Origin of the sequence: Pelagovum pacificum (assembly GCF_016134045.1) — a bacterium.
GTDB lineage: Bacteria > Pseudomonadota > Alphaproteobacteria > Rhodobacterales > Rhodobacteraceae > Oceanicola > Oceanicola pacificus_A.
The window spans coordinates 633,484-658,475 of sequence record NZ_CP065915.1 but is presented as its reverse complement, the minus strand read 5'-3'; the positions used below and the strand labels follow the sequence as shown (position 1 = coordinate 658,475).

At 67.2% G+C, this 24,992-nt stretch carries 25 protein-coding genes and 1 tRNA gene; 11 read left to right on the top strand and 15 right to left on the bottom strand.

Features of this window, described 5'->3' with window-relative positions; translation table 11 throughout:
* From I8N54_RS03400 to I8N54_RS03365, 8 genes are all read right to left on the bottom strand, one after another.
* Positions 1 to 1,014, bottom strand: a complete 1,014-nt coding sequence (locus tag I8N54_RS03400) for an aldose epimerase family protein (protein ID WP_140193916.1) — start codon at positions 1,012 to 1,014, stop codon at positions 1 to 3.
* Positions 1,014 to 1,745 carry a GntR family transcriptional regulator gene (locus I8N54_RS03395; RefSeq protein ID WP_197097513.1) on the bottom strand — a complete coding sequence of 244 codons (732 nt, stop codon included), beginning with the start codon at positions 1,743 to 1,745 and terminating at the stop codon, positions 1,014 to 1,016. Before I8N54_RS03395 ends, I8N54_RS03400 begins: the two co-directional genes overlap by 1 nt.
* Positions 1,746 to 1,765: 20 nt before the next feature.
* Entirely contained in the window at positions 1,766 to 2,647 is an 882-nt protein-coding gene (locus tag I8N54_RS03390; RefSeq protein WP_140193918.1) for a carbohydrate ABC transporter permease, read from the bottom strand.
* 12 nt (positions 2,648 to 2,659) lie between these two features.
* The gene (locus tag I8N54_RS03385; protein ID WP_140193919.1) at positions 2,660 to 3,604 is read right to left on the bottom strand and encodes a carbohydrate ABC transporter permease; all 945 of its coding nucleotides are present in this window, start codon (positions 3,602 to 3,604) and stop codon (positions 2,660 to 2,662) included.
* 62 nt (positions 3,605 to 3,666) lie between these two features.
* Entirely contained in the window at positions 3,667 to 4,902 is a 1,236-nt protein-coding gene (locus I8N54_RS03380; protein ID WP_140193920.1) for an ABC transporter substrate-binding protein, read from the bottom strand.
* Positions 4,903 to 4,942: 40 nt separating this feature from the next.
* Positions 4,943 to 6,043, bottom strand: coding sequence for an ABC transporter ATP-binding protein (locus tag I8N54_RS03375; RefSeq protein WP_140193921.1), 1,101 nt, complete (start codon positions 6,041 to 6,043; stop codon positions 4,943 to 4,945).
* Positions 6,043 to 7,275 carry an enolase C-terminal domain-like protein gene (locus I8N54_RS03370; protein ID WP_140193922.1) on the bottom strand — a complete coding sequence of 411 codons (1,233 nt, stop codon included), beginning with the start codon at positions 7,273 to 7,275 and terminating at the stop codon, positions 6,043 to 6,045. The genes I8N54_RS03375 and I8N54_RS03370 overlap by 1 nt, the downstream gene beginning before the upstream one ends.
* Complete coding sequence (locus I8N54_RS03365) at positions 7,272 to 8,045, bottom strand: SDR family NAD(P)-dependent oxidoreductase (RefSeq protein ID WP_232790428.1); 774 nt, start codon at positions 8,043 to 8,045, stop codon at positions 7,272 to 7,274. The genes I8N54_RS03370 and I8N54_RS03365 overlap by 4 nt, the downstream gene beginning before the upstream one ends.
* Positions 8,046 to 8,140: 95 nt before the next feature.
* Between I8N54_RS03365 and I8N54_RS03360 the strand changes: the two genes are divergently transcribed.
* The 7 genes from I8N54_RS03360 to I8N54_RS03330 all read left to right on the top strand — a co-directional run bounded on the left by I8N54_RS03360 (position 8,141) and on the right by I8N54_RS03330 (position 15,283).
* Positions 8,141 to 9,193: a lactonase family protein gene (locus I8N54_RS03360; RefSeq protein WP_140193924.1), complete on the top strand. Its 1,053-nt coding sequence runs from the start codon at positions 8,141 to 8,143 to the stop codon at positions 9,191 to 9,193.
* Positions 9,194 to 9,237: 44 nt separating this feature from the next.
* Positions 9,238 to 11,895 (top strand): glycoside hydrolase family 38 N-terminal domain-containing protein, encoded by a 2,658-nt coding sequence (locus tag I8N54_RS03355; protein ID WP_140193925.1) that lies wholly within the window; start codon positions 9,238 to 9,240, stop codon positions 11,893 to 11,895.
* A 197-nt stretch (positions 11,896 to 12,092) separates the two neighbouring features.
* A complete protein-coding gene (locus I8N54_RS03350) occupies positions 12,093 to 12,347 on the top strand; it encodes a PepSY domain-containing protein (protein ID WP_140193926.1) in 255 nt (84 codons plus the stop codon).
* Entirely contained in the window at positions 12,340 to 12,981 is a 642-nt protein-coding gene (locus I8N54_RS03345) for a cytochrome b/b6 domain-containing protein (RefSeq protein WP_140193927.1), read from the top strand. Before I8N54_RS03350 ends, I8N54_RS03345 begins: the two co-directional genes overlap by 8 nt.
* Entirely contained in the window at positions 12,978 to 13,505 is a 528-nt protein-coding gene (locus I8N54_RS03340; RefSeq protein WP_140193928.1) for a helix-turn-helix transcriptional regulator, read from the top strand. Before I8N54_RS03345 ends, I8N54_RS03340 begins: the two co-directional genes overlap by 4 nt.
* 258 nt (positions 13,506 to 13,763) lie before the next feature.
* Positions 13,764 to 14,069: a Dabb family protein gene (locus tag I8N54_RS03335; protein ID WP_140193929.1), complete on the top strand. Its 306-nt coding sequence runs from the start codon at positions 13,764 to 13,766 to the stop codon at positions 14,067 to 14,069.
* Between the two features lie 239 nt (positions 14,070 to 14,308).
* The gene (locus tag I8N54_RS03330; RefSeq protein ID WP_140193930.1) at positions 14,309 to 15,283 is read left to right on the top strand and encodes a calcium/sodium antiporter; all 975 of its coding nucleotides are present in this window, start codon (positions 14,309 to 14,311) and stop codon (positions 15,281 to 15,283) included.
* A gap of 117 nt (positions 15,284 to 15,400) precedes the next feature.
* Here I8N54_RS03330 and I8N54_RS03325 read toward each other — a convergent pair.
* The 3 genes from I8N54_RS03325 to I8N54_RS03315 form a co-directional block, all read right to left on the bottom strand.
* Positions 15,401 to 15,484, bottom strand: a tRNA-Leu gene (locus tag I8N54_RS03325).
* Between the two features lie 98 nt (positions 15,485 to 15,582).
* Positions 15,583 to 16,116 carry a tetratricopeptide repeat protein gene (locus I8N54_RS03320; protein ID WP_232790427.1) on the bottom strand — a complete coding sequence of 178 codons (534 nt, stop codon included), beginning with the start codon at positions 16,114 to 16,116 and terminating at the stop codon, positions 15,583 to 15,585.
* Between the two features lie 33 nt (positions 16,117 to 16,149).
* Positions 16,150 to 16,602, bottom strand: coding sequence for an Lrp/AsnC family transcriptional regulator (locus I8N54_RS03315; RefSeq protein WP_140195627.1), 453 nt, complete (start codon positions 16,600 to 16,602; stop codon positions 16,150 to 16,152).
* Positions 16,603 to 16,744: 142 nt separating this feature from the next.
* On the opposite strand from I8N54_RS03315, the gene putA reads away from it, so the two are divergent.
* Positions 16,745 to 20,155 carry a bifunctional proline dehydrogenase/L-glutamate gamma-semialdehyde dehydrogenase PutA gene (putA, locus tag I8N54_RS03310; RefSeq protein WP_140193932.1) on the top strand — a complete coding sequence of 1,137 codons (3,411 nt, stop codon included), beginning with the start codon at positions 16,745 to 16,747 and terminating at the stop codon, positions 20,153 to 20,155.
* Here the strand turns inward: putA and I8N54_RS03305 are convergent.
* Positions 20,152 to 20,676, bottom strand: a complete 525-nt coding sequence (locus I8N54_RS03305; RefSeq protein ID WP_231592517.1) for an AAA family ATPase — start codon at positions 20,674 to 20,676, stop codon at positions 20,152 to 20,154. The genes putA and I8N54_RS03305 overlap by 4 nt on opposite strands.
* A 119-nt stretch (positions 20,677 to 20,795) precedes the next feature.
* Between I8N54_RS03305 and I8N54_RS03300 the strand changes: the two genes are divergently transcribed.
* A complete protein-coding gene (locus tag I8N54_RS03300) occupies positions 20,796 to 21,542 on the top strand; it encodes a rhomboid family intramembrane serine protease (RefSeq protein ID WP_140193934.1) in 747 nt (248 codons plus the stop codon).
* On the top strand, positions 21,539 to 21,916 hold the full coding sequence (locus tag I8N54_RS03295) for a VOC family protein (RefSeq protein WP_140193935.1): 378 nt from the start codon (positions 21,539 to 21,541) through the stop codon (positions 21,914 to 21,916). Before I8N54_RS03300 ends, I8N54_RS03295 begins: the two co-directional genes overlap by 4 nt.
* Before the next feature lie 3 nt (positions 21,917 to 21,919).
* On the opposite strand, the gene I8N54_RS03290 is transcribed toward I8N54_RS03295, so the two are convergent.
* The 3 genes from I8N54_RS03290 to I8N54_RS03280 form a co-directional block, all read right to left on the bottom strand.
* Positions 21,920 to 22,114 (bottom strand): hypothetical protein, encoded by a 195-nt coding sequence (locus I8N54_RS03290; protein WP_140193936.1) that lies wholly within the window; start codon positions 22,112 to 22,114, stop codon positions 21,920 to 21,922.
* Positions 22,115 to 22,218: 104 nt separating this feature from the next.
* On the bottom strand, positions 22,219 to 23,007 hold the full coding sequence (locus I8N54_RS03285; RefSeq protein ID WP_140193937.1) for an inositol monophosphatase family protein: 789 nt from the start codon (positions 23,005 to 23,007) through the stop codon (positions 22,219 to 22,221).
* A 100-nt stretch (positions 23,008 to 23,107) separates the two neighbouring features.
* Entirely contained in the window at positions 23,108 to 24,013 is a 906-nt protein-coding gene (locus I8N54_RS03280) for a LysR family transcriptional regulator (RefSeq protein WP_140193938.1), read from the bottom strand.
* A 93-nt stretch (positions 24,014 to 24,106) separates the two neighbouring features.
* On the opposite strand from I8N54_RS03280, the gene metF reads away from it, so the two are divergent.
* On the top strand, positions 24,107 to 24,973 hold the full coding sequence (gene metF, locus I8N54_RS03275; protein ID WP_140193939.1) for a methylenetetrahydrofolate reductase [NAD(P)H]: 867 nt from the start codon (positions 24,107 to 24,109) through the stop codon (positions 24,971 to 24,973).
* Positions 24,974 to 24,992 lie beyond the last annotated feature (19 nt).

The window sequence follows — 24,992 nt, the reverse complement described above, 5'->3', positions numbered from 1 at the left end:
TCAGAGCGCCTTTACCGACATCGACAGTCTGGTGCGCCACGCCTCGCCCGCTGTAAGCCGAACAGACGTCGGCACGCCAGCATGGGCCAGCGGCGTGTTGGGTCCGGTGAAGGCCGGGCCAAGGTCGAAGGGCGCACAGACCGGCTCCATCCCGAGCCCCCTGAACCGGGCATTCCACGGCGCGAACGCCCGGCCCCGGTTCGACAACCAGAGCATCAGCGACGGCAGCGCGTCCGCATCCCAACAGAGCGTGACCGCATAGCCCTCGTCATGGTTCTCGAGCGTCGCCTCGCCGCCGGTGCCGGTGATCAGCAAGAGGTCTTCGGTCTCCGCATCCCACGGCAAGCGGGTCGGGTCGAGCGGGCTGCCATCCGAGGCACGCAGCGCCGACAGCGGCAGGTCGCGCTGATCGGGGGCGAGGGCGGTCTTGTCGGGCTCGACCTCCACCGGGAAGGTCCAGGCACGTGCGCTTTCGGGGAAGACCAGCCGCGCGGCGCCCGGCGTATCGGGAAGACGCAGCACCGGATGCAGCCCCATCGGCAGCGCGGCATCTGCGCGGGGCGAGACCTCCAACTCGTGGACGACGCGGGGTGCATTCAGGTCCACCCGGACGGTTCGGTGGAGCGCGGCGACCGGGTGACCCTCCGGGTAGTCCAGCCCGTACGTCAGGCCGTCCTCGTCCCGCGCCGTCAGCGTCCAGTCCGCGTTCGAGCTGTGCCCATGGTCGGCGACGTGCCAGTCCGGCACTTCTGTTCTCGCCTGCGCCCAGTCCTCGGGCAGGCTCTCCGGGAGGCCAGTCGCGCCGAACGGGACGCAGGGCCACTCTCCACGCAGTCGCTTGAGGATCGGCGGCACGGAAGGATCGTCTGCCGGTTCGTCGGCCCAGGGCGCAACGACGAAGGGCGACACCCGTCGCCCGCCGATGTCGAAATCGCAGGGCACCGCCATTGCGCCCTCGGGCTGCACCTCGATCGAGCAGAACCGACCGACGAGCCTTTCCACCCTGCCCGCCATCAGGCGCCCGGCTGTCCGGCGGTGGTGGCATCGTAGAAATACTCCGGATGCTCGCCACGGATCTTGTCGAGGTCGGTGAAGACCGATTGCAGATGCGCCCGCGCAGACGCCTCGGCCCGATCCGGGTCGCGGCTGCGAATGGCCTCGAATATCTCGGTGTGTTCCTCGGTGATCTTCAGCATCCGGGCCTTGCTCAGCAGCGACAGGCGGCGGATGCGATCCATGTGAATGCGCACCTCGCCCACGTCCTCCCAGATATTGTCGAAGCCGGCGGCACGGGCAATCAGGATGTGAAAACTGTCGTCCGACTGCAGGAAGCTGCTGTCGTCGCCAAGGTTGGCGAAGGTCGTCTGAAGGGCGATCTCGCGCTCCATCAGGCTTTCAACCTCCGGCGACAGGCTCTCCGCCGCCGCGCGGGCGAGCGGTCGCTCGAGCGCCTCGCGGATGAAGCGGGCCTTGGTGACGCGCTGGATGTTGATCGGCGAGATGAAGGTGCCCCGCTGCGGGTAGATGTCGACGAGGTTGCGCCGCGCCAGCCGGGCCAGCGCCTCGCGCACCGGGGTGCGGGACACGCCGAGCTCGCTGGCGAGCCGCGCCTCCGACAGCTCGTCGAAGGGTTTGAGGTCCATGTCGAGAATGCGGTTGAGCAGCAGCGCATGAACCTGCGAGGTGATCGACCCCTTGTCTTGCCGGTGAAAGGCCTGGAATTCTCTTGTGTCGGGTCGGCTCACGCGTCGTTCCTTCATCGCGGTCATGTGCTGAGCTGCAAGCCGGCCATGAAGTACCGGCGCAGGAAGATGAACAGCAGGACCGTCGGTATACTGCTGATAAGGGATGCGGTCACCACGACGTTGGGTCCGCTGGAGGCATAGGTCCCCTGCAGCGTCTGGAGGGCCGACATGATCGAGCGCACCTCGGGCGAGGTCGCGAGGATCGAGGAGAACAGCAGGTCGTTCCAGATGAAAGTGAACTGGATCAGGAACAGCGCGATCATCGGCCCCTTCGCATTTGGCAGGATCATCGACCTGTAGACACGCCATTCACTGGCACCTTCAATACGCGCCGCTTCGTCGATCTCGCGCGCGATGCCGCCGAACGATCCGCGCAGCACCAGCAGCGGAAACGGAATGCAGATCGCCGTGTAAATCAGCAGCATGCCGAGCCAGCTGTTGATGAGCCCGGTCTGCTGGTAACCGAAGAACAGCGGCACGAGAAACATCTGGAACGGAAACAGGGTGCCCGCGAAGATCATCATGAACCACGTGTTCGCGCTGCGCAGCCGCAGCCGGGTCAGCCCGAAAGCCGCCGCCGAGGCCAGCCCCACCGCCAGCGACGCCCCGATCAGCGCGTAGCTCATCGAGTTGAACGAGGCACGGCCCATCCCCGCCAGCCGCCACGCGTCCGCGACGTTGTCGAGGAACGGCGCGAAGGATTGCGGCAGCTCCAGCACGCCGGAGGACAGGTATTCCTCCGTCGATTTGAAGACGGTGACGAACAGGTAATAGAACGGCACGAGGTAGATCAGCATCAGCACCGCCGCGATCGCGAAGCGGGTGAGGTGCAGCTTGCGGCCGCTCTTCTCCTTGCGGATCAGCTCGTTGATGAATGCCTGGTCGGTGACGTCTACGGCCATGGGTCCTGTCCTTCAGCGGATGCGGTCTTCGACGCGGCTTTGCATGACCGTCAGCAGCCAGCTCACCAGGATGACGAGGGCGCTGAGCATGACGGCGATCGCCGCGCCGTAGGCCCACCGGCTGTTCGAGAATGTCTCGTAATACATATACACGGCGAGGCTGAGGCTCCGTTGCGCCGGGTAGCCGTTGGCCATCACCCAGATCAGGTCGAACGCGGTGAAGCCGGCGATCACGTTGAGGATCGTCACGACGAATACGGTCGGCAGCAGCAGCGGCCAGATGATGTGGCGGAAAATCTGCCAGCCGGACGCTCCATCCACGCGTGCCGCCTCGATCGGGTCGCGCGGGATCGCGGCCATGCCCAGCAGCAGCAGCACCATGTTGATCCCGAGCGTCTGCCAGACGAACGTCATGATGATCGCGGGCGTGATGCTGCCGGCCTCGAACAGCCAACCGAAGTCGGTCTCTGTCCCCGTCACCGCGCCGGTCATCGTGTTGATGACCCCGTGCGGCGCGTAGACGTAATACCAGAGCGTGCCGACGGCAGCGGGCGCGAGGACGCGCGGCAGGAAGAACATGCTCTTGAAGAAGCCTTCCATCGGCACGTTCCGCAGCAACAGCGCAAGGCCGAGGCCGAAGGCCAGCGGCAGGACGATCGCACCGACGACCCACATCGAGGTGTTGATGATGACGTCCGTGAAATAGGGCACCGCGAACAGGCGGCGGTAGTTCTGGAAGCCCGCGAACTCGTCCATGCCGGAGAAACGCTGCCACTTGGTGAAGCTCAGCAGCACGTTGAACACAACGGGGGCGAGCAGGAAGCACACGACCATCGCCAGTGCCGGCGCGATGAAGAGCAGCGCGGTGCGCCCCGTCCGGCGGCGCGAGGCGCTCTCTCTCCGGCGGGCCTCGTCCCGGATCGCCTTGGAGATCGGCGGGTTCTGAAGATCGGGCATGGTCTTGGCGTCCTGGGTGAGGGTCGTGCGGGGGCCGGTCGGGCCGGCCCCCGGCAGTCAGTTTACTGGAACATCCAGTAGTCGGCGTTCAGCGCTTCCATGTCGTCCATGACCCGCTGCGCGTTCTCGGCGGTCGGGTCGAGCATGAAGGCCCCCATCTGCGAGACGAGGTCGCCCTGCAGGTCCGGGGGAACCGCTTCCCACCAGCGCACGATGCCGCGCGGCTCCTGCTCGGCCATCAGCTCGTTCACCTGCGCGACGATCGGGTTCGGCGCGTCGGCCAGCAGGTTGCCGTTGAAGATGCCGTTCGCCTCACCGAGCGCGTTGCCGGCCTCGGGCGACATGAGGTAGCTGGCCGCCTCGGAGAGCTCGGGCATGTCCTCCATCGCCTCGGCGGACATCACGATCGGCGCGGCCTCGATGATGATCGAGTTCTCCACGTCCTCGTCGACAGTCGGCATGATGAAGGCGCCGAAGTCCTCACCCGGCTCCATGCCACGGTTGGCGAGGATGCCGGCGGTCCATTCGCCGATCAGGTACATCGCCGCGTCGCCGTTGACGAAGAAGCGGGTCTCGTCCTGCTCGCGCGGGTCGGTGAAGTAGCCCTTTTCGTAGAAGTCGACCCAGATATCCATGGCGCGCTGCACCTCGGGACCGTTGTAGGGCACGCTGCCGTCGGTCAGGCCGACGAAGGCGTCCGGGTCGGTGCGGATCATCAGTTCTGAGAACCAGATCAGCCCCATCCAGCCGCCGACGTTAGGCGCGTTGAAGGGCACGTAGCCGGCTTCCTTCAAGGCGTCCGCCGCCGCGATCAGCTCATCCCACGTTTCCGGCGGATTCTCGATCCCCGCGGCTTCGAACGCCTCGTAGCTGTAGAGTACCGGCCAGCGGGCGACGTTCAGCGGGATGGCGTAGGGCGTGCCGTCGACGGTGAAGAGGTCACGCTCGGCCTGCGAGTAGTTGCCGGCCTCGATGGCGGCATCCCAGACCTCGGTCAGGTCGGCGATCCGGCCGGTTTCGACCAGCGATTCCAGCTGCTTGCCGTTCCACCAGGTGAAGATCGGCGGCGTGTCGTTGCCGGCGATCGAGGATTGCACGAACGCCTGGTAGCGGTCCGTCGGCGTCTGCATCTGAGGCGCGATCGACAGGCCCGACGCCTCGGACGCGCCCTCGGAGAGCGCCTGGAAGCCTTCGTCCCAGCCACTCTTGTCGTTGTAGAACGTCACATCCTGCGCGCTGACACCCGTGGCGACCACCGCCACGAGCGCAGCGGATGCTACGACTTTCTCAAGTTTCATTTGTCTCTCTCCCTTTCACTTCTCGTTATCGTGCGGTCGTTCAGGCCTTCCGCAGCGAGTCTTCCGTCTGGTGATCGAACAGGTGGACACGGGCCCCGTTGATGCGCAGCGCCATCGCCTCGCCGGGCGACACCATGCGCGGCTGCTGCATCCGCGAGACGAGCTCGGTGCCCGCCACATCGAGGAAAATCAGGCTTTCGTTGCCGAGCATCTCGGCGAAGTTCACGCGCCCCTCCACATCGGTGCCGAGTTCCGGCCGCTGGCCGTGCCCCTCGGGGACGATGTCCTCGGGCCGGACGCCTACGGTAACCGGCGTGCCCTCGGGCGGCAGGTGGAAGGCGGAGGGGTCGACGGGAATGTCGATGCCGAGCGCGCGGATCACGCCGGTGCCGTCGCGGCTGATGACCTCGCCGGGCAGGAAATTCATCGAGGGTGCCCCGATGAACCCCGCGACGAACTGGTTCTGCGGGCGTTCGAACACGTCGAGCGGCGTCCCCGTCTGCGCGATGCGGCCGTCCTTCAGGACGACGATCTTGTCGGCCAGCGTCATCGCCTCGATCTGGTCGTGCGTGACGAAGATCACCGTCGCGCCGAGCTGCTGCTGAAGGCGCTTGATCTCAACCCGGGTCTGGTTGCGCAGCTTGGCGTCGAGGTTCGACAACGGCTCGTCGAACAGGAACACTTCGGGTTCGCGGACCATGGCGCGGCCGATGGCGACACGCTGGCGCTGGCCGCCCGACAATTCGGACGGGCGGCGGTCCATGTAGGGATCGAGGCCGAGCATCGTCGCCGCCTCGCTGCGGCGCGTCTCGATCTCCTCCTCCGAGCGGCCCGAGATCTTCAATCCGAAGCCGAGGTTCTCGCGCACCGTCATATGCGGGTAGAGCGCGTAGGACTGGAACACCATCGCGATGCCCCGCTCGCGCGAGGGCACGTCGTTCACCTGCCGCCCGCCGATGGTGAGGTCCCCGTGGGAGATCGTCTCGAGCCCCGCGATCATCCGCAGGAGCGTGGACTTGCCGCAGCCCGACGGGCCGACGAAGACGCAGAACTCGCCCTTCTCCACGTCGAGGTCGATGCCCTTGATGGCGACGAAATCGCCGTAGAGCTTCACGAAGTCGCGCAGTTCGACAGAGGACATCAGGTGCTTTCCTTGAATTTCTCGGGACGGGCGAACCGGGTCTCGGGATAGACCGAGTACCAGTCGGGCCGGTGCGGATCGCGGTCGTAGGTGTAGCCCCCGACCTCGCGGAAGTGCCCGGCGTAATGCTCGAGCTTGTCGCGATCGACCTCGACACCCAGGCCGGGCCCCTGGGGCACCGGCAGCTTGCCGTCCTTGTAGGTCATCTTTCCGCCGACGATGATGTCGTCGAGAAGGTGGTGATAGTGGGCGTCCGCCGCGAAGCTCATGTTCGGCAACGCCGCCCCGAGATGCAGCATGGAGGCCAGCTGGATCCCCGCCTCTCCGGACGAGTGGACCCCTGCCCCGAACTGGAACGCCTCCAGGACCTGCCCCGCGCGGTAGGCCTGCCGCAGCCCCCCCCAGAAGGTCGTGTCGAGGAGGATGACGTCGACCGCCTCCAGCCGGATATTGGCGGCGAGCTGCTCGAAGTTGACGACGACCACGTTGGTCGAGGTCGGCGTGCTGACCCGCTGGCGCAGCCGCCGCATCCCCTCGAGGCCAAAGCAGAAATCCTCGAGGTAATCGTTGCGCACACCGGCCACCGCCTCGGCCACGCGGATCGCTTCCTCGACCGACCAGGCGCAGTTCGGGTCGAGCCGGAACCGGTCGCCCGGAAAGGCAGCGCCCAGCGCGGTGAAGACCTCGATGTCGTGGTCGGGCGCGAAGACCCCGCCCTTCAGCTTGTGGCTGGTGAAGCCATGCAGCTCCTTCTGGCGCCGCGCCTCCGCGACGATCTCGTCCGGGGTCGTCTCGCCACCGCCGCCCTGCTCGCCGGGATAGCGGTAGAAGAGGTAGGCCGCGAACGGCACCTCTTCGCGGAGCGCGCCGCCGATCAGGTCGCAAGCGCGCATGTTCCGCGCCTTCCCGGCGACATCCATGCAGGCCATCTCGATCGCCGCATGGAGCTGCATCCGGTTGTTGTAAAGGCTGGCGACCGGGTTCATGATCTTCCAGCGCAGCTGCTCCAGCTGCAGCGGGTCATGGCCCTTCAGGTAGGGCAGCAACCCGCGGATCGCCTCCTCCGCCGCCTCGCCGCCGCCGCCGAGTTCGCCCCAGCCGGACAGGCCCTCGTCGGTGACGACTTCGACGATGGTTCGGATGAAGCGCCCCCAGTGCGTGCCGTGCGCGTGGCGCAGTGGCGCCTCGAGCGGCAGGGCAATTGTGGTGGCCTTGATGTCGACGATCTTCATGTCTTGTCCGCCTCGGGTGCACCGCCGATCAGGGCGAGCATGCCGCCGTCGACGCGGACCATTTCGCCCGTGATGAAAGAAGCCGCGTCGGAGAGCAGGAAGGCGATGACCTTCGCGACTTCCTCCGGCTGCGCGCGGCGGCCGAGCGGGTGCATCCCGTCGATCACCCGATTCAGCGAGTCCGGATCAGGGTCGAGCGCGATCGCATCACGCAGCATCGGCGTGTCGACAGATCCCGGCGCGACACCGTTCACGCGGACGCCTCTCGCGGCCTCGTCGATGGACATTGCCGCGACCAGCCCCGCGATCCCGTGCTTGGCGACGACGTAGGCCAGCGCGCCCTTCTGCGCGGCGAAGGCCTGAACGGAGGCGGTCATGACCACCGCGCCCCGCGCCTCGCGCAGGGCCGGCATCGCGGCTTTCGCGACCAGGAAGGCACCGGTGAGGTTGGTGTTCATCACCTCGTCCCAAAGCGCGCGGGACGTCTCGACCACGTCGCCGTAGCGCTGGATCCCCGCATTGTGGGACAGCCCATCCAGCGCGCCGAACGTGTCGAGCGCCCTGGCGACGGCGCGCTCGCAAGCATCCGCATCGGCCACGGACCCGACCTCGATCTCGACCGGGACATCCAGGGCCGTCGCCGTCTCCGACAGGGCCGCCGAGTCCAGGTCCATGAGAACAAGATTCGCTCCCTCGGCCGCGAGGGTGCGCGCAGTCGCCTGCCCGATCCCCTTGCCTGCACCCGTGATGAGGTAGGTTTTTCCGCCCAACTCGTTCGCCTCCCCGAAAACGTCTTGCCCGACTTGTAGGGTTACCATACTAGTGCTGTCAACAAGCTACTCGACTAGAGGAGAGGAGAGCGGTCTTGGAACGCCATCTCGCCATCGGAAGCCTTACGCGCCCGGCGCCGCAATATGCTGCGGCGGACGGTGCCGGCGTCATCCTGTGCCGATTCGACGAGGCCACAGGCGCGCTGACGGAGGTGGGTGAGCCGCTACGCCTCGACGATTCGTCTTGGATCACCGGCGCTGCGGAGCCCGACCGCTTCCACGTGGTCACCGATTGCGACGACGGCGCGCAAAGCGCTCTCGCGACTGCTCGCCTGCACCGCGACACCGACCGGATGGAGCTGGTCGCGAAATGGCCCGCAAGCGGGCACGAGGGCTGCCACGCCGTTGCCGGGCCGGATGGCCTGATCGCCGTCGCGAACTACGGCGGCCCACGGGACACCGCACCGGATGCCGGCGTCACGATCTTCGGAGCGGGCGAACCGCAGCACCTCCGCCACAAGGGCAGCGGCCCCAACAAGGCCCGGCAGGAGGCAGCCCACGCCCACTGCGTCGGGTTCTCGCCGGATGGCCGTTACCTGATCGTGGCGGATCTCGGCATCGACCGCCTGGTCATCTACGAACGCACCGGCGATGCGGTCGTGCCGCGCCCGGACCTCGACATCGGCTTTCCGCCCGGCACGGGCCCGCGCCATTTCCTCTTCAATGCAGAGGGGACCCGGCTCCACGTCGTCAGCGAATTGATCGGTGCCGTCTTCTCCTTCGCGTGGAACGATGGCGCGACGGACCTTCTGGGAAGCGAACCCCTCGCCCATCCGTCGGGCGCAGAGATCCAGCCCGCCGGCATCGTGCTGCATCCCGACGGGCAGATCGTCGTCTCCGTTCGTCTGACGGACGAATTGGTCGTGCTGTCGCCGGACGCGAAGGGCACGGCCCGCATCTCCGGGCGCTACCCGGCCGGCGGCACCACGCCGCGCGACCTCACCTTCTCGCCTGACGGGCGCTTTCTGCTCGTCGCCAACCAGGATTCGGGGCGCATCACCGTCTGGCCGTTCGAGAAAGGTCAACCCGGTCCGCGCCCCGCCTGCGAGCTTCCCGTCGGCACGCCGATGGCGCTCGCCTTCGTCTGACACACCCTTCAACCCACCAGAACTGGGCATCGCCCGAGGATATCATGGCCATCAACGAACTGCTCATCATCAACCATACCCACACGGACATCGGGTACACGGACTACGCGGACACGCTGTTCCGGCACCAGCGGGCGATCATCGACGATGCGCTCGACATGGTGGAGCGCGAGCAGGACCGCCCGGAGGAGGCCCGCTTCCGCTGGACCTGCGAGGTCAGCGCGATCACCGCCGACTGGTTCCAGAACGCCAGCGGCAAGCAGAAGGCCCGGTTCCTCGACCTCTACGAGAAGGGCCTCGTCGGTGCCGGCGCGATGCCGGTGCACTGGACGCCGCTCATCAGCCCGGCGAACGCGATCCGCTCGCTGAAGCACCTCAAGACGCTGCGGGACGAGGGACTCGACCCGAAGATCGCGATGCAATGCGACGTCAACGGACTCGGCTGGTTCTGGACCGACATCCTCATCGACCTCGGCGTCGAAGGGTTCCTGCTTGAGCCGAACCCCCACCGGGGCATGAAATACAACGACATGCTGCGCGTCTTCGACTGGACGAGCCCAAGCGGCCGGAACCTCTTCACCGTGCACGGCTGGCACTACTCCGTCGGCGTGAACACCTTCTTCTTCGGCAACAACGACATGGAGCTGACGCAGAAGACGCTGGATCGCGTGACCGCCGACCTCGAAGAGCGTCGCCACTACCCCTACTCCAAGGCCATCCTGCCGATCACCAACAACGCCGCCCCCGACAACGGCTTCGCCACGCAGGGCGTGTCCGACTTCGTGGAGCGTTGGAACGCCGAGGGCCGCTCGCCTCGCCTGCGCATCTGCACGGTCGAACAGGCGATGGCCGGAATGCGCGAGTCCGTCGCGGAAGAGGGCAACCCCCTGCCCGCGCACGCTGGTGACTGGTCCGACTTCTGGGTCGACGGTGTCGGCTCCACCTCCTACGAGACGGTCGTCGCCCGGACGGGCGAGCGGTTGCTGCCGGTGACCGACCTGCTGGCCGGCTTCACCGCGACGGGCAAGACCGAGCTGCTCGACAAGGCCGCCGATGAAATCCAGTACTACGACGAACACACCTGGGGCGCTTACAGCTCTCACAGCAGCCCGGATTCGCCGTTCACGCGGATGCAGCTCAGCTGGAAGACCCACCGGGCGCACCACGGTTTCGCGCTGGCGCTCGAAGCGACCCGGACCGAGGCGATCCGCCACGTCCACGACGTTGCCGACGGCAAGATCGAAGGCGACCACATCCTGCGCCGGGTGAACGGCAAGGGCGTCCGCGTCGAGGGCAACGTCTTCGACCCCGGCCCGATCGAGGAACACAGCTACTACGTCGCCAACCCCTCGGCCGTGGCCCGCAAGGTCACCTGGCCGGTGCCGGCGGATCACGCCGGGTCTGCCCCGCAGACGATCCTGGACTCGCATTCGAGCAACTACTTCCTGACCGAGATGCAGTCCCGTGGCGAACAGGTGCCGAGCAAGACCCACGTCATCACCGCCGAGCTGCCGCCCTACTCCGAAGCCATCGTGAAGCCCGTGGCCTTCGAGCCGGCGCCCGGCATCGCCTCGGGTGACGGCTGGATCGAGAACGACCGCTGGCGGCTCGAGGTCGACCCGAAGGACGGCTCGATCCGCTCGCTCAAGGACAAGGGCACGGGGCGCGAGTGCGTGAACCCGGACGAAGCGCCCGGCAAGCTGGTCTACGAGGCGCTGAAGGACCCCTCGAAAGGCCGCTTCGCGACCTTCGGCGGGAACTACGACTGGTCGCGTATGGAAACGGTCATCTGGCCGGAAACCACGGACTACGTCCGCCGCACCGCCGACAGCGTCACGATCGGCGAGGTCAGCCAGGACACTCACGCGCTGTCCATCGAGGTCAAGCTCGCCTGGAGTCACGGCGACAAGGCCACGATCCATTACCGCCTGCCCCACGCCGGTGAGGGGATCGAGGTCGACAGCATGATCCACAAGATGCCGATCACCGACCCGGAATCCTTCTACATGGTCTTCGGCACGACCGGCGCCAACGCGAAGGTCGGGCTCGACGTCGGCGACCGGGTGATCGACGCGGCGACCCAGCAGATCCCGCTCTCCTGCGAGGCGTGGATCGGCATCCAGCGGTTCGCGACGGTCGCGACGGACGACAGTGCCCTCGTGATCGCCTCGCCCGACGCGCCGCTGGCGCAGCCCTTCGGCATCCAGACCGAGAATGCGGGCTCGGACCGCAAGGGCAACGACCCGGCGGTGGCCTTCTGGCTGCTGAACAACCACTGGGACACCAACTTCCCGATCACGCAGGCCGGCGGCATCCCGTTCCGCTTCCGCCTGTTGCCGCAAGCCATGCTCGACATGACCGAGGCGACGGCCTTCGCCGAGACCGCGACGACGCCCCCGGTGATCGTCCGCGCCTACGGCTCGTCCGAGGTCACGCCGCGCACGCTGCTGGACCTGTCGGGTGCAAAGGACGTCACCGCCCGCGTGCGCCGCACGTGGGACGACGGCGGCCTTCTGGTGACGCTGGTCAACTCGGGCGACGCAGGTGAGGTGACCCTCGCCACGCCCGGCCGCAGCTTCGGCACGGCAAAGCTGGTCGACCCGGCCGAGGCGCCCCGCGCTGATGGCGACCTCGATGTCAGTGACGGCAAGGTCACCGTATCCCTGCCCGCCGGCGGCACGGCCTACGTCCGGCTCGACTGATCCCGATCGCACCGACGACGAACGGGGCCCCTTCGCGGGCCCCGTTTCACGTTCCGGCGACGGGTCCGCGCCATAAGCACCCGCTTACGCGGCCCCCCGTCAGCGTTCCTCCAATCGACCGGACGGCATTTGCTCCCTTTTTCGGTGACAGGCGACAGCATGACGCTGCGCCTTCAAACCCGACAAAGGACCATCCGATGAAGCAACTTCTCAGCACCGCCCTGATCCTGCTGCCGCTGTCCGCTGCCGCCATGCCCGCGGTTGGCGACCTCGTCGGCACCGAGCCCGAACAGGCCACTGCCGCGCTCGAAGCCGCCGGCTGCCTCGCCCCGGACTACGAGGCCGAGGACGGCAAGATCGAGGCGAAGTGCCAAGACGCCGAAGGTCACATGTGGGAGGTCTACATCGACCCGACCTCCGGCACGGTCTCCGAGATCAAGTCCGATGACTGACTCGACCGCCGGGACAGGAACGGGGGGCGCGATCGCGCCGCCCGACCCCTGGGATCCACTGGTGCGGGTGACACACTGGGCCATCGCGGCCGCCGTGCTGGCCAATGGCCTGTTCGTCAAACCGGGCGGCACGGTGCATGTGTGGATTGGCTGGACTGTGCTGGCCCTGCTCGCCTTGCGCCTGGCCTGGGGCTTCGTCGGCCCGGAGGAGGCCCGCTTCACCGCCTTCCCGCCCGCGCCCCGCGCAGCGCTGGCACATTTGCGCAGCCTTTTCCGAGGGAGGCCGAAGGAGCACCGCTCGCACAACCCGCTCGGCGCGCTGATGGTCTACGCATTTTGGGCGGCGCTCGCCGGCGTGACCTTGACCGGCCTGGTGATGACCGACGCCCGTAGCCCCGTGACCATCGCCGAAGAAAAGGCCGCCGTCGCCGCGGGCGACTGGTCCGTCCTTGCGAATGCCGGGGACGGAGAGAAGAATGAGGCCATGAAGGACGCCGCCAAAGAGGTTCACGAAATCATGGCCAACCTGCTGCTCATCCTGGCCGCCCTGCACGTCGCCGGCGTCGCGATCGAAAGTCGCGCGCTCAAGCGCAACCTCGTGCGGCCGATGCTGACTGGGCCGCAGAAGCGATGAGCGCCCCGCGCGCGGACCTCTCGACCGGGGGCCGGCGGCAATCGCTGGCCCTTGCGCTGTTTCTTGTGTTGCAGGTCACGGCTGCGGTCTTCTTCGTTGGAGACGCGCTCGCCGACTTCGCGGCCGGCCCGGACGAGCCACACAGCCTGTTCGAGGGGCTCGTCGCCATCGCCCTGATCCTCAGCGTCGTCACGGGTTTCTTCCAGCTGCGCCACGCCGTCGGGCGGATGCGCGCGCAGGAACGTGCGCTCGACACCGCAAGAGGCGAACTCGCCCGGGTGATCGACGCGCAGTTCTCAGGTTGGGGTCTGACCCCGGCCGAACGCGACGTCGGGCTGCTCGCACTGAAGGGCCTCGACGTCGCCGAGATCGCCGACCTGCGCAACGCCGCGCACGGTACGGTCCGTGCCCAGCTCACCCGCATCTACGCCAAAGCCGGCGTCTCCGGCCGGGCGCAGTTCGCATCGTGGTTCGTGGAGGACCTGCTCCAACCGCGAGATACCGACGCCGCGCGCCAGCCCTGACCCGGCAAGCCTTGAGGCCATCGACTGAGCTCGGGGTTCGACCAGGACGCGGTCCCGGAGTCGCCCAAGGACCTTCGAGACTGCGCAGAGCCACGACAGCCTCGCCGTGCCTTCCGTGCGTCTGACCTGCGGGTGGTCGTGCCGGCCAGAAAGAGGTCCCCGGCCCCCCGGAACGGGACTCGAGGAAGCCCGAGCGCGTCCATTGCACTTTCGCCTGTGACTGATCACTGACGGCATGGGCACCAGAGGGAGACCACCGTGATACGCCACATCGTCCTGATCAAGTTCCAACCCGATACCGAGGACAGGATCTCCGGGATTTTCGGAGGTCTTGCGGAGCTGACCGAGAAGCTCCCCGGAGCGCGCAGTTTCACCGGGGGCCACTCGGTTTCCCCCGAACAGATCGAGCGCGGGTTCATGCATGGCTTCGTCATAGACTTCGACAGTCTCGCCGATCTGGAAGCCTACCTGGAGCACCCCGAACACCGGGCCCTGGGCTCCCAAATCGTCGAGAACGCCGTCGGAGGGATCGACGGACTCATCGTGGTTGATCTGGACGTCTGAAGGATCAGGGGTCGCCGGCGCTTGGAACATAGGTGCTCTTCGAGCGTCCGCGTTCATGCGCGGGCGCTCTTTTTACTTCGGGTAGCCAGACGTTTAAGGTTCGGCGATCCGGGACCCACTCACCTCGAACCAGTTTCCCGCAGAAGGTGATGCGCGAGATATTGCTACACCTAAGGAACGCCCTTGCTTGGCCGCGCTGGCCGGATAGGTCCCAGCGAGGTTAACGTCGGGGGAACGACATGATCACGACTTGGATTTTGCTGCTGGGCGGGTTCGTACTGCTGGTCGTCGGAGGCGAGCTTCTGGTCCGGGGGGCTGTCCAGATTGCGGAACGCCTCGGAATGTCGCCGCTGGTGATCGGCCTCACCCTCGTGGGTTTCGGCACATCCATGCCCGAGCTGGTGACCTCGGTTCAGGCCGGTCTCAGCGGATCGCCGGGTATCGCGTACGGCAACATCGTCGGCTCCAACCTGGCGAACATCCTGTTGATCGCCGGCGCCTCTGCGATCCTCTGTCCGATCGTCGTGGCCCGCTCTGCGCTGCGCCGGGACGCCTCGATCATGCTGGCGATCGCCGCGGCGTTCGCGGTCCTGGCGGTGTTCGTACCCATGGGACGCCCGGTCGGCACTCTCATGCTTGTTCTGCTCGTTGCCTATCTCTGGTTCGTCATCCGACAGGAGCGCGCCCACGGGGACGCGGGAGCGATTCACGACAAGAGCATGGCCCTCTCGGAGGCGGACGTGTCCCTGGCGGGGCGCTCCGAGACGGCGGGCCTGCTCGTGCCGGTCCTCATCGCGCTCGGCGGGCTCGGTCTGGTGATTGCCGGCGGCTCCTTCTTGGTGAGCGGGGCTGTCGAGATAGCCCGGGACCTGGGCGTGTCCGAGACCGTCATCGGCCTGACCATCGTGGCTGTCGGCACCTCGATGCCTGAGCTGGTCACGTCCGTAATCGCCGCGATAAAGCGCCAGGGAGACGTCGCGTTCGGCAACGTCGTCGGGTCCAACATCTACAACATCCTCGGGATCGGTGGGGCGACCGCCCTGATTGCACCGTCGATGGTCCCGGCCGAGATCGTCCGCTTCGATGCGCCACTCATGGTCTTCGTGTCGCTGGTGTTCGTCCTGTTCGCGGCGACCGGGATGAGGATCGGCCGTCGAGAAGGCGGCGTGCTGGTCGCCGGCTACGTCGCCTATTGCTGGCTGCTGTGGCCTTGAGACCAGTTGGCAACCGCTGACCGATCAGACCGAGACTACGGGAACGACGTGTAAAAACACGTGGGAGCCGCCGTTCGCAGTCCCACGTCAGCCATCACAAATGTTCAGTAATTCAAGTGGTGCCCGCGGCCGGACTCGAACCGGCACGCCATACGGCTAGGGATTTTAAGTCCCCTGTGTCTACCATTCCACCACGCGGGCACGGATGCGATCCTTGGCCGAAAGGCGCGGCGACGGCAACCCGTGTCCAGGACACTTCGAAGCGCTTGACCAAGCGCCTTCGAAGGCACCTCCCACGGTCAGATGTCCTCGCCCTCCGGCTCGTCGAGCAGCGCCCGCTCCGATAACCAGGGGTTGAGGTCGAGGGCGGAGCGCAGGGCACGTTGCGCCTCTTCGTCCCGGCCGAGGCCCATCAGGGTCAGCGCCTTGCCCGACAGGGCGGCGACATGCTTCGGGTTCAGCTCGAGCGCCCGCTCAAGGTCGGGCAGCGCACTGTCGAAATCCCGACGCAGGAAGCTCGCGAACGCCCGCTGGTTGTAGCCCTCTGCGTAATCCGGGCAGTACTCGACCAACTCGTCCAGCACGTCACGGGACTCGAGAAAGGCGAATTGCTCGCGCAGGGCCATGCCCCGGTCAAGCAACGCCTGAGCCCGTGCATCCGGCGCCTCCAGCCACGCCGACCAGAGCCCTTGCGAGATCCGGCGCGCCGTCGCCTCGTCGGGCGCGACCCGCAGCTCGGCAATAATGCGGTCGGTCTCTGCGGAATGGTCGGGCGCTTGCGGACACGTGTCCTCTTGCGCAAGAGCAGTTTGCGCGACCAGCAGGAGGGGCAAGACAAGCTTCATGCCTCCTAAGCTGTCGCAACGTCAGCCCGCGTCAAGTCCGCCTTCCTTCACCGCCTGCATCGCCACGTAGGTCGAGGTCTGAGCGACATTGGGCAAGGTCGAGATCCGCTCGGCCAGCAGCGTCCGGTAACCGGCCATGGAATTGGTGCGGACCTTCAGCAGGTAGTCGAACGCACCGGCGATCATGTGGCATTCCTCGATCTCCGGGATCGCCAGCACCGCTTCGTTGAAGGCGGTCAGCGCGGCCTCTCGCGTGTCGGTCAGCTTCACCTCGGCGAAGGCGACGTGATCGCGCCCCAGCCGGATCGGATCCACGAGTGCCCGGTAGCCCCGGATCGTGCCGTCCCTCTCCAGCCGGCGCAGCCGCGCCTGCGTCGGGGACTTGGTCAGCCCGATCTTGCGGGCAAGGTCGGCGACACTGATCCGCCCGTCCACCGCCAAGACGTCGAGGATCGCGCGGTCGAACCGGTCCATCGCCTGCAGGTCATCTGTCACGTCTGATGCTCCAACTTCGGGCGAATGTCCTGCCCGTCCGCCGTCATTGGCCGAATAGCCTTCCGATCCTGCGGTATCATGGGACGAACCGACAGGACCAGAGCCCCACAGGATCCAATCCATGCCACGCGACGACACCGCCGACCTCCGCGCCCGTATCGACGCGGCCACCTACGCCGACGAGGAGACGACCGTCTCCGCCCTGACCGAGGACGCCGCGCTCCCGCCCGAGGCCCGCGCCACCATCTCGGCCCGCGGGGCCGCGCTGGTAAAGGAGATTCGCGCCGCCTCACGTCCGGGTCTGATGGAGGTCTTCCTGGCCGAGTACGGCCTCTCCACCGACGAGGGCATCGCGCTGATGTGCCTTGCCGAGGCGCTGCTTCGCGTCCCCGACGCGGAGACGATCGACGCGCTGATCGAGGACAAGATCGCCCCGTCCGACTGGGGCAAGCACCTGGGCAAGTCCGCGTCCTCGCTGGTCAATGCCTCGACCTGGGCGCTGATGCTGACCGGCCGCGTGCTCGACGACGACAGGCAGGCGCCGTTCCGCGCGCTGCGGGGTGCGGTGAAGCGACTGGGCGAGCCGGTGATCCGCACTGCCGTCGGGCGCGCGATGCGCGAGATGGGCCGCCAGTTCGTGCTGGGCGAGGACATCGACCGCGCCATGTCCCGCGCCGCGAAGATGGAGGCGAAGGGCTACACCTATTCCTACGACATGCTGGGAGAAGCCGCCCGGACCGAGGCCGACGCACTCCGCTACCTCGACGATTACGCCACGGCGATCACCGCGATCAGCCGCAGCGCGACGGCCGACGACGTCACGAAGAACCCCGGCATCTCGGTCAAACTCTCCGCCCTGCACCCACGCTACGAGGAAGCCCAGCACGACCGCGCGCTGGCCGAGATCGTGCCGCGCCTCGTCCGGCTCTGCCAACTGGCGAAGGACGCGAAGATGGGGCTGAACATCGACGCCGAGGAAAGCGACCGGCTCGCCATCTCGCTCGACGTCATCGAGGCCGCGCTCACCGATCCCTCGCTCGACGGCTGGAACGGGTTCGGCATCGTCGTGCAGGCCTACGGACAGCGAGCCGGACACGTGATCGACTGGGTTCACGACCTCGCCGGACGGACCGGGCAGCGCATCATGGTCCGCCTCGTGAAGGGCGCCTACTGGGACGCCGAGATCAAGCGCGCGCAGGTCATGGGCCTCAAGGGCTTCCCCGTCTTCACCTCGAAGGTGGCGACCGACATCTCCTACGCCGCGAACGCCCGCAAGCTGCTCGGCATGACCGACCGGCTCTACCCGCAGTTCGCGACGCACAACGCGCACACGATGGCGACCATCCTCGAGATGGCGAAGGACATGCCGCGCGAGTCGTGGGAATTCCAGCGCCTGCACGGCATGGGCGAGACGCTGCACAACCTCGTCCTCGGTCAGGAGAAGACCCGTCACCGCATCTACGCCCCGGTCGGCGCGCACGAGGACCTGCTCGCCTACCTCGTCCGCCGCCTGCTGGAGAACGGCGCGAACTCCTCCTTCGTGAACCAGATCGTCGACGAGTCCGTCCCGCCCGAAGTCGTCGCCGCCGATCCGTTCGCCGCGAAACGGTCCCCCGCCCCGATCGCCGAGGGGCCGGAGATGTTCGCCCCCGAGCGCGCGAACTCGAAAGGCTGGGACCAGACGCACCGCCCGACGCTCGCCGCGATCGACGCCGCGCGAGGCGCGTTCCGCAAGCACGAATGGCACAACACCGCGCTGAACGGCGAGAGCCACGAAGTCCGCAATCCTGCCGACCCGGCCGACCTCGTCGGCACGGTGACCTACGCCACGGAGGCCGACGCCAAAGCCGCCCACGCCGCCGCAACTCCGTGGAGCACGGGCGACCGCGCCGCGATCCTGAACGCGGCCGCCGACGCCTACGAGGCCCACGCAGAGGAACTCTTCGCCATCCTCCACCGCGAAGCGGGCAAGAGCCTGCCCGACGCCATCGGCGAGGTCCGCGAGGCGGTCGACTTCCTGCGCTACTACGCCGCCGGCTCCCGCGACGAGGGCAACACAGGGACGTGGGTCTGCATCTCGCCCTGGAACTTCCCGCTCGCCATCTTCACCGGCCAGATCGCCGCCGCCCTCAGCATGGGCAACGCGGTGATCGCCAAGCCCGCCGAGCAGACGCCTCTGATCGCCTCCCGCGCGGTCGAGTTGCTGCACGCCGCCGGCGTCCCAACCGCAGCGCTGCAACTGCTGCCCGGCGACGGGTCGACCGGCGCCGCGCTCGTCACCGAACCGTCGCTCGCAGGCGTCGCCTTCACCGGCTCGACCGAAACCGCGCGTCGCATCCGCGCGAGCATGGCCGACCATTGCGCCCCCGGCACCCCGCTGATCGCGGAAACCGGTGGCCTCAACGCGATGATCGTCGACAGCACCGCCCTGCCCGAGCACGCGGTGCGCGATATCCTCGCTTCCTCCTTCCAGTCGGCGGGTCAGCGCTGCTCCGCGCTTCGCTGCCTCTACGTGCAGGAGGACATCGCCCCGAAACTTCTGACGATGCTGAAGGGCGCGATGGACACGCTGCAGCTCGGCGATCCGTGGGAGCTGTCGACCGACGTCGGCCCGGTGATCGACGAGGAGGCCCGTGCCTCCATCGCCGATTACGTCGCCACAGCCCGCACCGAGGGTCGGGTGCTGCACGAGCTGACCACGCCCGACGCGGGCACCTTCGTCGCGCCGACACTGATCGAGGTCTCCGACATCGACGACCTGACGCACGAGGTCTTCGGTCCGGTCCTGCACGTCGCGACCTTCAAGGCGACAGAGGTCGATCACGTGATCGAGCGGATCAACGCGCAGGGTTACGGGCTGACCTTCGGCCTGCACACCCGCATCGACGACCGCGTGCAGGAGGTGATGGACGACATCCACGTCGGCAACGCCTACGTGAACCGCAACCAGATCGGCGCCATCGTCGGCTCCCAGCCGTTCGGCGGCGAAGGGCTGTCGGGCACCGGTCCGAAGGCCGGTGGCCCGAATTACCTGACCCGCTTCGCGCCGAAGGGCGCCGAGCGCACCGGCACCGCATGGACCGGCCAGGACAGCAGCGACCGCATCGCCAAGGCATTCGGCAAGATGGCTGAGGCGGAGCTCGACACGCTCGACCTGCCCGGCCCGACCGGCGAGTCGAACCGCCTGACCTTCGTGCGCCGCTCGGGCATCCTCTGCCTTGGCCCGTCGAAGGAGGTGGCCGAGGCGCAGGCGACAGAGGTCCGCGCCCTCGGCGGAGAACCCGTGATCGCGACCGGCTCACTGGCGCCCGATGACCTCGCCACGTTGCCCGGCCTGTCGGCGGTGCTCTGGTGGGGAGACGCGGACGAGGCGCGCGTGATGGAACAGGCGCTCGCCCGCCGCGACGGGCCGCTGGTGCCGCTGGTGACCTTCCGGCCCGACAAGGGCCACGTCTGTCACGAACGTCACGTCTGCATCGACACGACCGCTGCCGGCGGCAACGCGCAGCTTCTTGCCGCCGTGGCGGGCTAAAGGCCCAGCGCTTCGAGAACGAGGTCGGCGCGTGCCGCGACGCCGGCCTCGGGCAATACGACCGTTTCGTAGCCGAGCGCCGGAAAGGCCGCGCGAAGGCGCTCATATTCGGCGCGCGCCTCATCGAAACCGTGCTGCCGCTCTCCATCACTGGCGAACAGCGCCCGCCACGGCGGCGTCAGAAAGACCGTCCTGTGAAATGGCGGATCACCGGCAAGCGTCTCCGACACCGGCGCGCCCGTTGCCGCCTCCAGCGCCACGGCCGCGTCGATCAGCCCCCGATCGAAGAAAACCGGCCCCGCGTCCGCAGTCAGCGCCGCCCGGTCCGCCCGTGCCATCGCGACGGCTTCCCGCGCGAAGGCCGCGAGATCGACCCACGGCAACGCGCGCCCGCCGCTCCGCTGCTCGCGCTGGACGATCCGCCGCCCCGGCTCGGGCACCGTGGCGTAGCCGCGCCGCGCGAGTTCGGCCAGCAGCGTCGACTTGCCCCCGCCCGAACACCCCGAGAGGATCACATGCATCGTCTTACCTCCTGTCATCACGGCGGGCTCGCCGCAGTTTGCCTGCAACCGGGTTGGCGAGTTGGGCAAACGGCGATGTTGCCACTTGACGCCACCGCCCCAGCCCTCACCTTTCAGCCATGTTTCCGATCCGAGACCACAACCCGTCCGAACAGACCCCCTACGTGGTCTACACGCTGATCGCGATCAACGTGCTCGTCTTCCTCTACGGGCTCGGGGCGCACACGTCCGACCGGGCTTTGCTGGAGTTCTACGAGCGCTACGCGATGGTCCCCGCCTTCCTGAGCGACGGCTACGGCTACACCGGCCTGTTCACCCACATGTTCATCCATGGCGGGTTCATGCACATCCTCGGCAATATGCTGTTCCTCTACATCTTCGGGGACAACATGGAGGAAGCGATGGGCCACGGCGGCTTCGCCCTGTTCTATGTCGCCTCCGGCCTTGGCGCGGCCTTCGCGCAATATGCCGCCGGGCCGACCGCACTGGTGCCGATGGTCGGCGCATCCGGCGCGATCGCGGGCGTCATGGGCGGCTACCTTCTGCTGTTTCCGAAGGCGAAGGTCGACGTGCTGCTGATCCTCATCATCATCTTCCGGATCATCCCGGTGCCGGCGTGGATCATGCTTGGCATCTGGTTCGCGATCCAGCTTTTCAGCGGTCTCGGCGCGGACGTCGCCGCCGGCGGCACCGCCTATTGGGCGCATGCGGGCGGCTTCATCGTCGGGCTCGTGCTGACCGTGCCGGTCTGGCTCCGGCGCGGCGGTCAGACCTACTGGGACCGCACCGAGGGCCACCCGCCGCACCCCGCAGCAAGCTACCGGATGAGCACCACCTCGGTGCCGACCGTGAGGAGACGCAAATGAGGATCGACGCCGTCAGCGTGACGACCACCGACATGGAGGCGACCGTCGCCTTCTACACCGCCCTCGGCTTCGATTTCGCCGGGGTCGACCTCTCTGCCGACCATGTGGAGCCCGCCGCCGCTGGTATCCGGCTGATGATCGACAGCGCCGCGTTGATCGAGAAGCTGACCGGCGAGGTGCCGCGTCCCGCGAACCATGCGGCCTTCGCGATCCTCTGCGACAGCCCGGCCGAGGTGGATGGAAAGGCCGCAGCGGTCGCAGACGCGGGATTCAGCGTGCAGACGGCGCCGTGGGATGCCTTCTGGGGCCAGCGCTACGCGACGGTCGTGGACCCGGCAGGCTACCACGTCGACCTCTTCGCACCGCTTCCCTGACGCTCAGTAGCCCGCGCCGGGCCTGCGGGCAGTGCCGGGATCGGTGGACGCTTCGTTCCACGCGAACAGGGCGACCGCGCTCTCGACCCTCGACGCCGATGTATCGCCGGTCTTCACCGCGCCGCCCCCGACGACAATGGTCAGGGACACGCAGATGCTGGCGGCCAGCGCGATCAGCATCACCGTGTCGACGGTCATCGCACCGCGCTCATCTGCGCGAAACGAATTATGGCGGAAAATGTGGCAGCGGCGTTTCATGCCACGAATTCGCCCAAACTTTGTGGCGGGAATGTGGCAGGCGCTTATTCGCCCCTGATTACCTTGGCAAATTGGGTGAATATCGGCTCGTTCGAGCAAACTATTTCGCCATCTTCAACGATGTCGCGCGTCGGGCGGATCGGCTCGGCGAATCCTCCGGCCTCGCGGACGATGAGGAGACCGGCGGCGACGTCCCAGGCGTTCAGACCCCGCTCCCAGTAGCCGTCGAAGCGACCGGCCGCGACATAGGCAAGGTCGAGCGACGCCGCGCCCCAGCGGCGCACGCCGGCGGTCGCGGGCAGCAGACGGGCCAGTTCACGCACGGTCGCGGGCAGGTCGCCGCGGCCGCCGAACGGCAGGCCGGTGGCGAAGACGCTCTCGATCATCCGGGTGCGACCGGAAACCCTGAGCCGCGACTGGTTCATCCAGGACCCCTCGCCTTTCTCGGCGAAGAAAAGCTCGTCCTTGGCAGGGTCGTGAACGACGCCCGCGATGATCTGGCCCTTGTATTCCAGCGCGATGGAGACCGCCCAGTGCGGCATGCCGTGCAGGAAGTTCGTGGTGCCGTCGAGCGGATCGACGATCCAGCGGCGCGTCGGATCCTTGCCTTCGATCTCGCCGCCCTCTTCGCCGAGGAAGCCGTAATTCGGGCGGGCCTCGACGAGGATTTCGCGGATGATCTCTTCCGAGCGGCGGTCGGCGCGGGAAACGAAGTCGCCCGGTCCCTTCGAGGAAACCTGCAGGTTCTCGACCTCGCGGAAGTCCTTTACCAGCGAGCGCCCGGCCGCACGGGCCGCCTTGATCATGACGTTCATGTTCGCGCTCAGGGCCATCGGTCGCGTCTCTCTTGTCTGGTGGGGTCGGGCCGCGCGTATAGGGCCTTCGACGCGCCCCGTCCAGTCCCGGCCCGAAACGCCGTCGTGGCCGCGTGCCTCAGCCCCGCTGCAGCTTCACCGCTTCCTGCCGGGCGAGTCGCACGAGGTTGGCCATGTAGGGTTTGCCCATGTCGTCCGACCGCGTCGCGGCATAGAGCCGCCGTGTCAGGCCCGACTTCGTCAGCGGCCGTGTCACGTAGTCGGAATTGTAGCGCACCTGACGCACCACCCAGTCGGGCAGAACCGCCACGCCACGGTTCGATGCGACGAGCAACAGGATCACCGCCGTCAGCTCCACCTGCCGGATCGCGCGGGGCTCCACCCTTGCCGGCGTCAGCAACTGCGAGAAGATGTCGAGCCGCGCCCGGTCCACCGGGTAGGAGATCAGCGTCTGGTCCCGAAAATCCTCGGCCTCGATGAAGGTCTTCTCGGCCAGCGGGTTCGCGGCGGACGCGACGAACACCGGCTCGTAATCGAACAGTGGTGTGAACTCGACGTTGGGCAGGTCCTCCGGGTCGGAGGAGACGACGAGATCGACCTGCTCCTTCTGGAGCGCGGGCAACGCGTCGAACGCGAGCCCGGGGCGGATGTCGACATCGACTTCGGGCCAGGCCTTGCGGAACTGTTCGAGCACCGGGAACAGCCACTCGAAACAGGCGTGACACTCGATCGCGATATGAAGCCGCCCGGACGAGCCCGCCTGCAACCCCGCGAACTCCGCCTCGAGCGCGGCGACGCGGGGAAGGATCTCGTCCGCGGCGGCCAGCAGCTTCATTCCCGCCGCCGACAGCTTCAGCGGTTTGGAGCGGCGCACGAAGAGCTCCACCCCCGCCTGGTCCTCGATCCCCTTGATCTGGTGGGACAAGGCGGATTGCGTGATGTTGAGCCGGTCGGCAGCGCGGGCCAGCCCGCCGGTTTCGTGGATCGCCTGGATCGTTCGCAGGTGCCGGAACTCGATATGCATTATCGAACGAAACTCATCATCGTGGTGAGGGTTATGAGTTTGTCTCACGAAGCATGACATGAGACAAGAGTGGCGAACAAAAGGACGACCCCAATGCCCACGCCTTCCGTTTCGTTTGAATTCTTTCCGCCGAAGAACCTCGAAGGGTCCTTCCGGCTCTGGGATTGCGTCAATGCGCTGTCGGCGCTGTCGCCGGAATTCGTGTCCGTCACCTACGGCGCGGGCGGCACCACGCGGCAACTGACGCACGAGGCGGTCGGCACGATCCACAAGACCTCCGGCCTCAACGTCGCGGCGCACCTGACCTGCGTCAACGCCTCCCGCGAGGAGACGCTGGAGATCGCCAAGGGCTATTCCGAGGTCGGCGTGAACCGCATCGTCGCGCTGCGCGGCGACCCGCCCAAGGGCGAGGGCAGCTTCACGGCCCATCCCGACGGCTTCGCCAACTCGGTCGAGCTGATCGAAGCGCTGGCCGACACCGGCAAGTTCCTGATCCACGTCGGCGCCTACCCCGAGAAGCATCCCGACGCGGCGGATACCGCGGCCGACGTCGAGTACCTGAAGCGCAAGATCGACGCGGGCGCGACCTCCGCGATCACGCAGTTCTTCTTCGAGGCGGAGACGTTCTTCCGCTTCCGCGACGCTTGCGAGAAGGCCGGTATCGACGCGCCGATCGTGCCGGGCATCCTGCCGATCGAGAACTGGAACGGCGCACGCAAGTTTGCCAACATGACCGGCACCTCGATCCCGCAGGTCGTGTCCGATGCGTTCGACCATGCCGAGACGCAGGCCGACAAGGACCTGCTTGCCACGGCACTCGCGACCGAACTGTGCGACGACCTGATGCAGGGCGGGGTAGAGCACCTCCACTTCTACACGCTCAACAAGCCCGACCTGACGCGGGACGTGTGTCACGCGCTCGGCATCAAGCCGAAGGTTGAACTGCGCGACGTCGCCTGAGGCGACACGACTCCAGAAA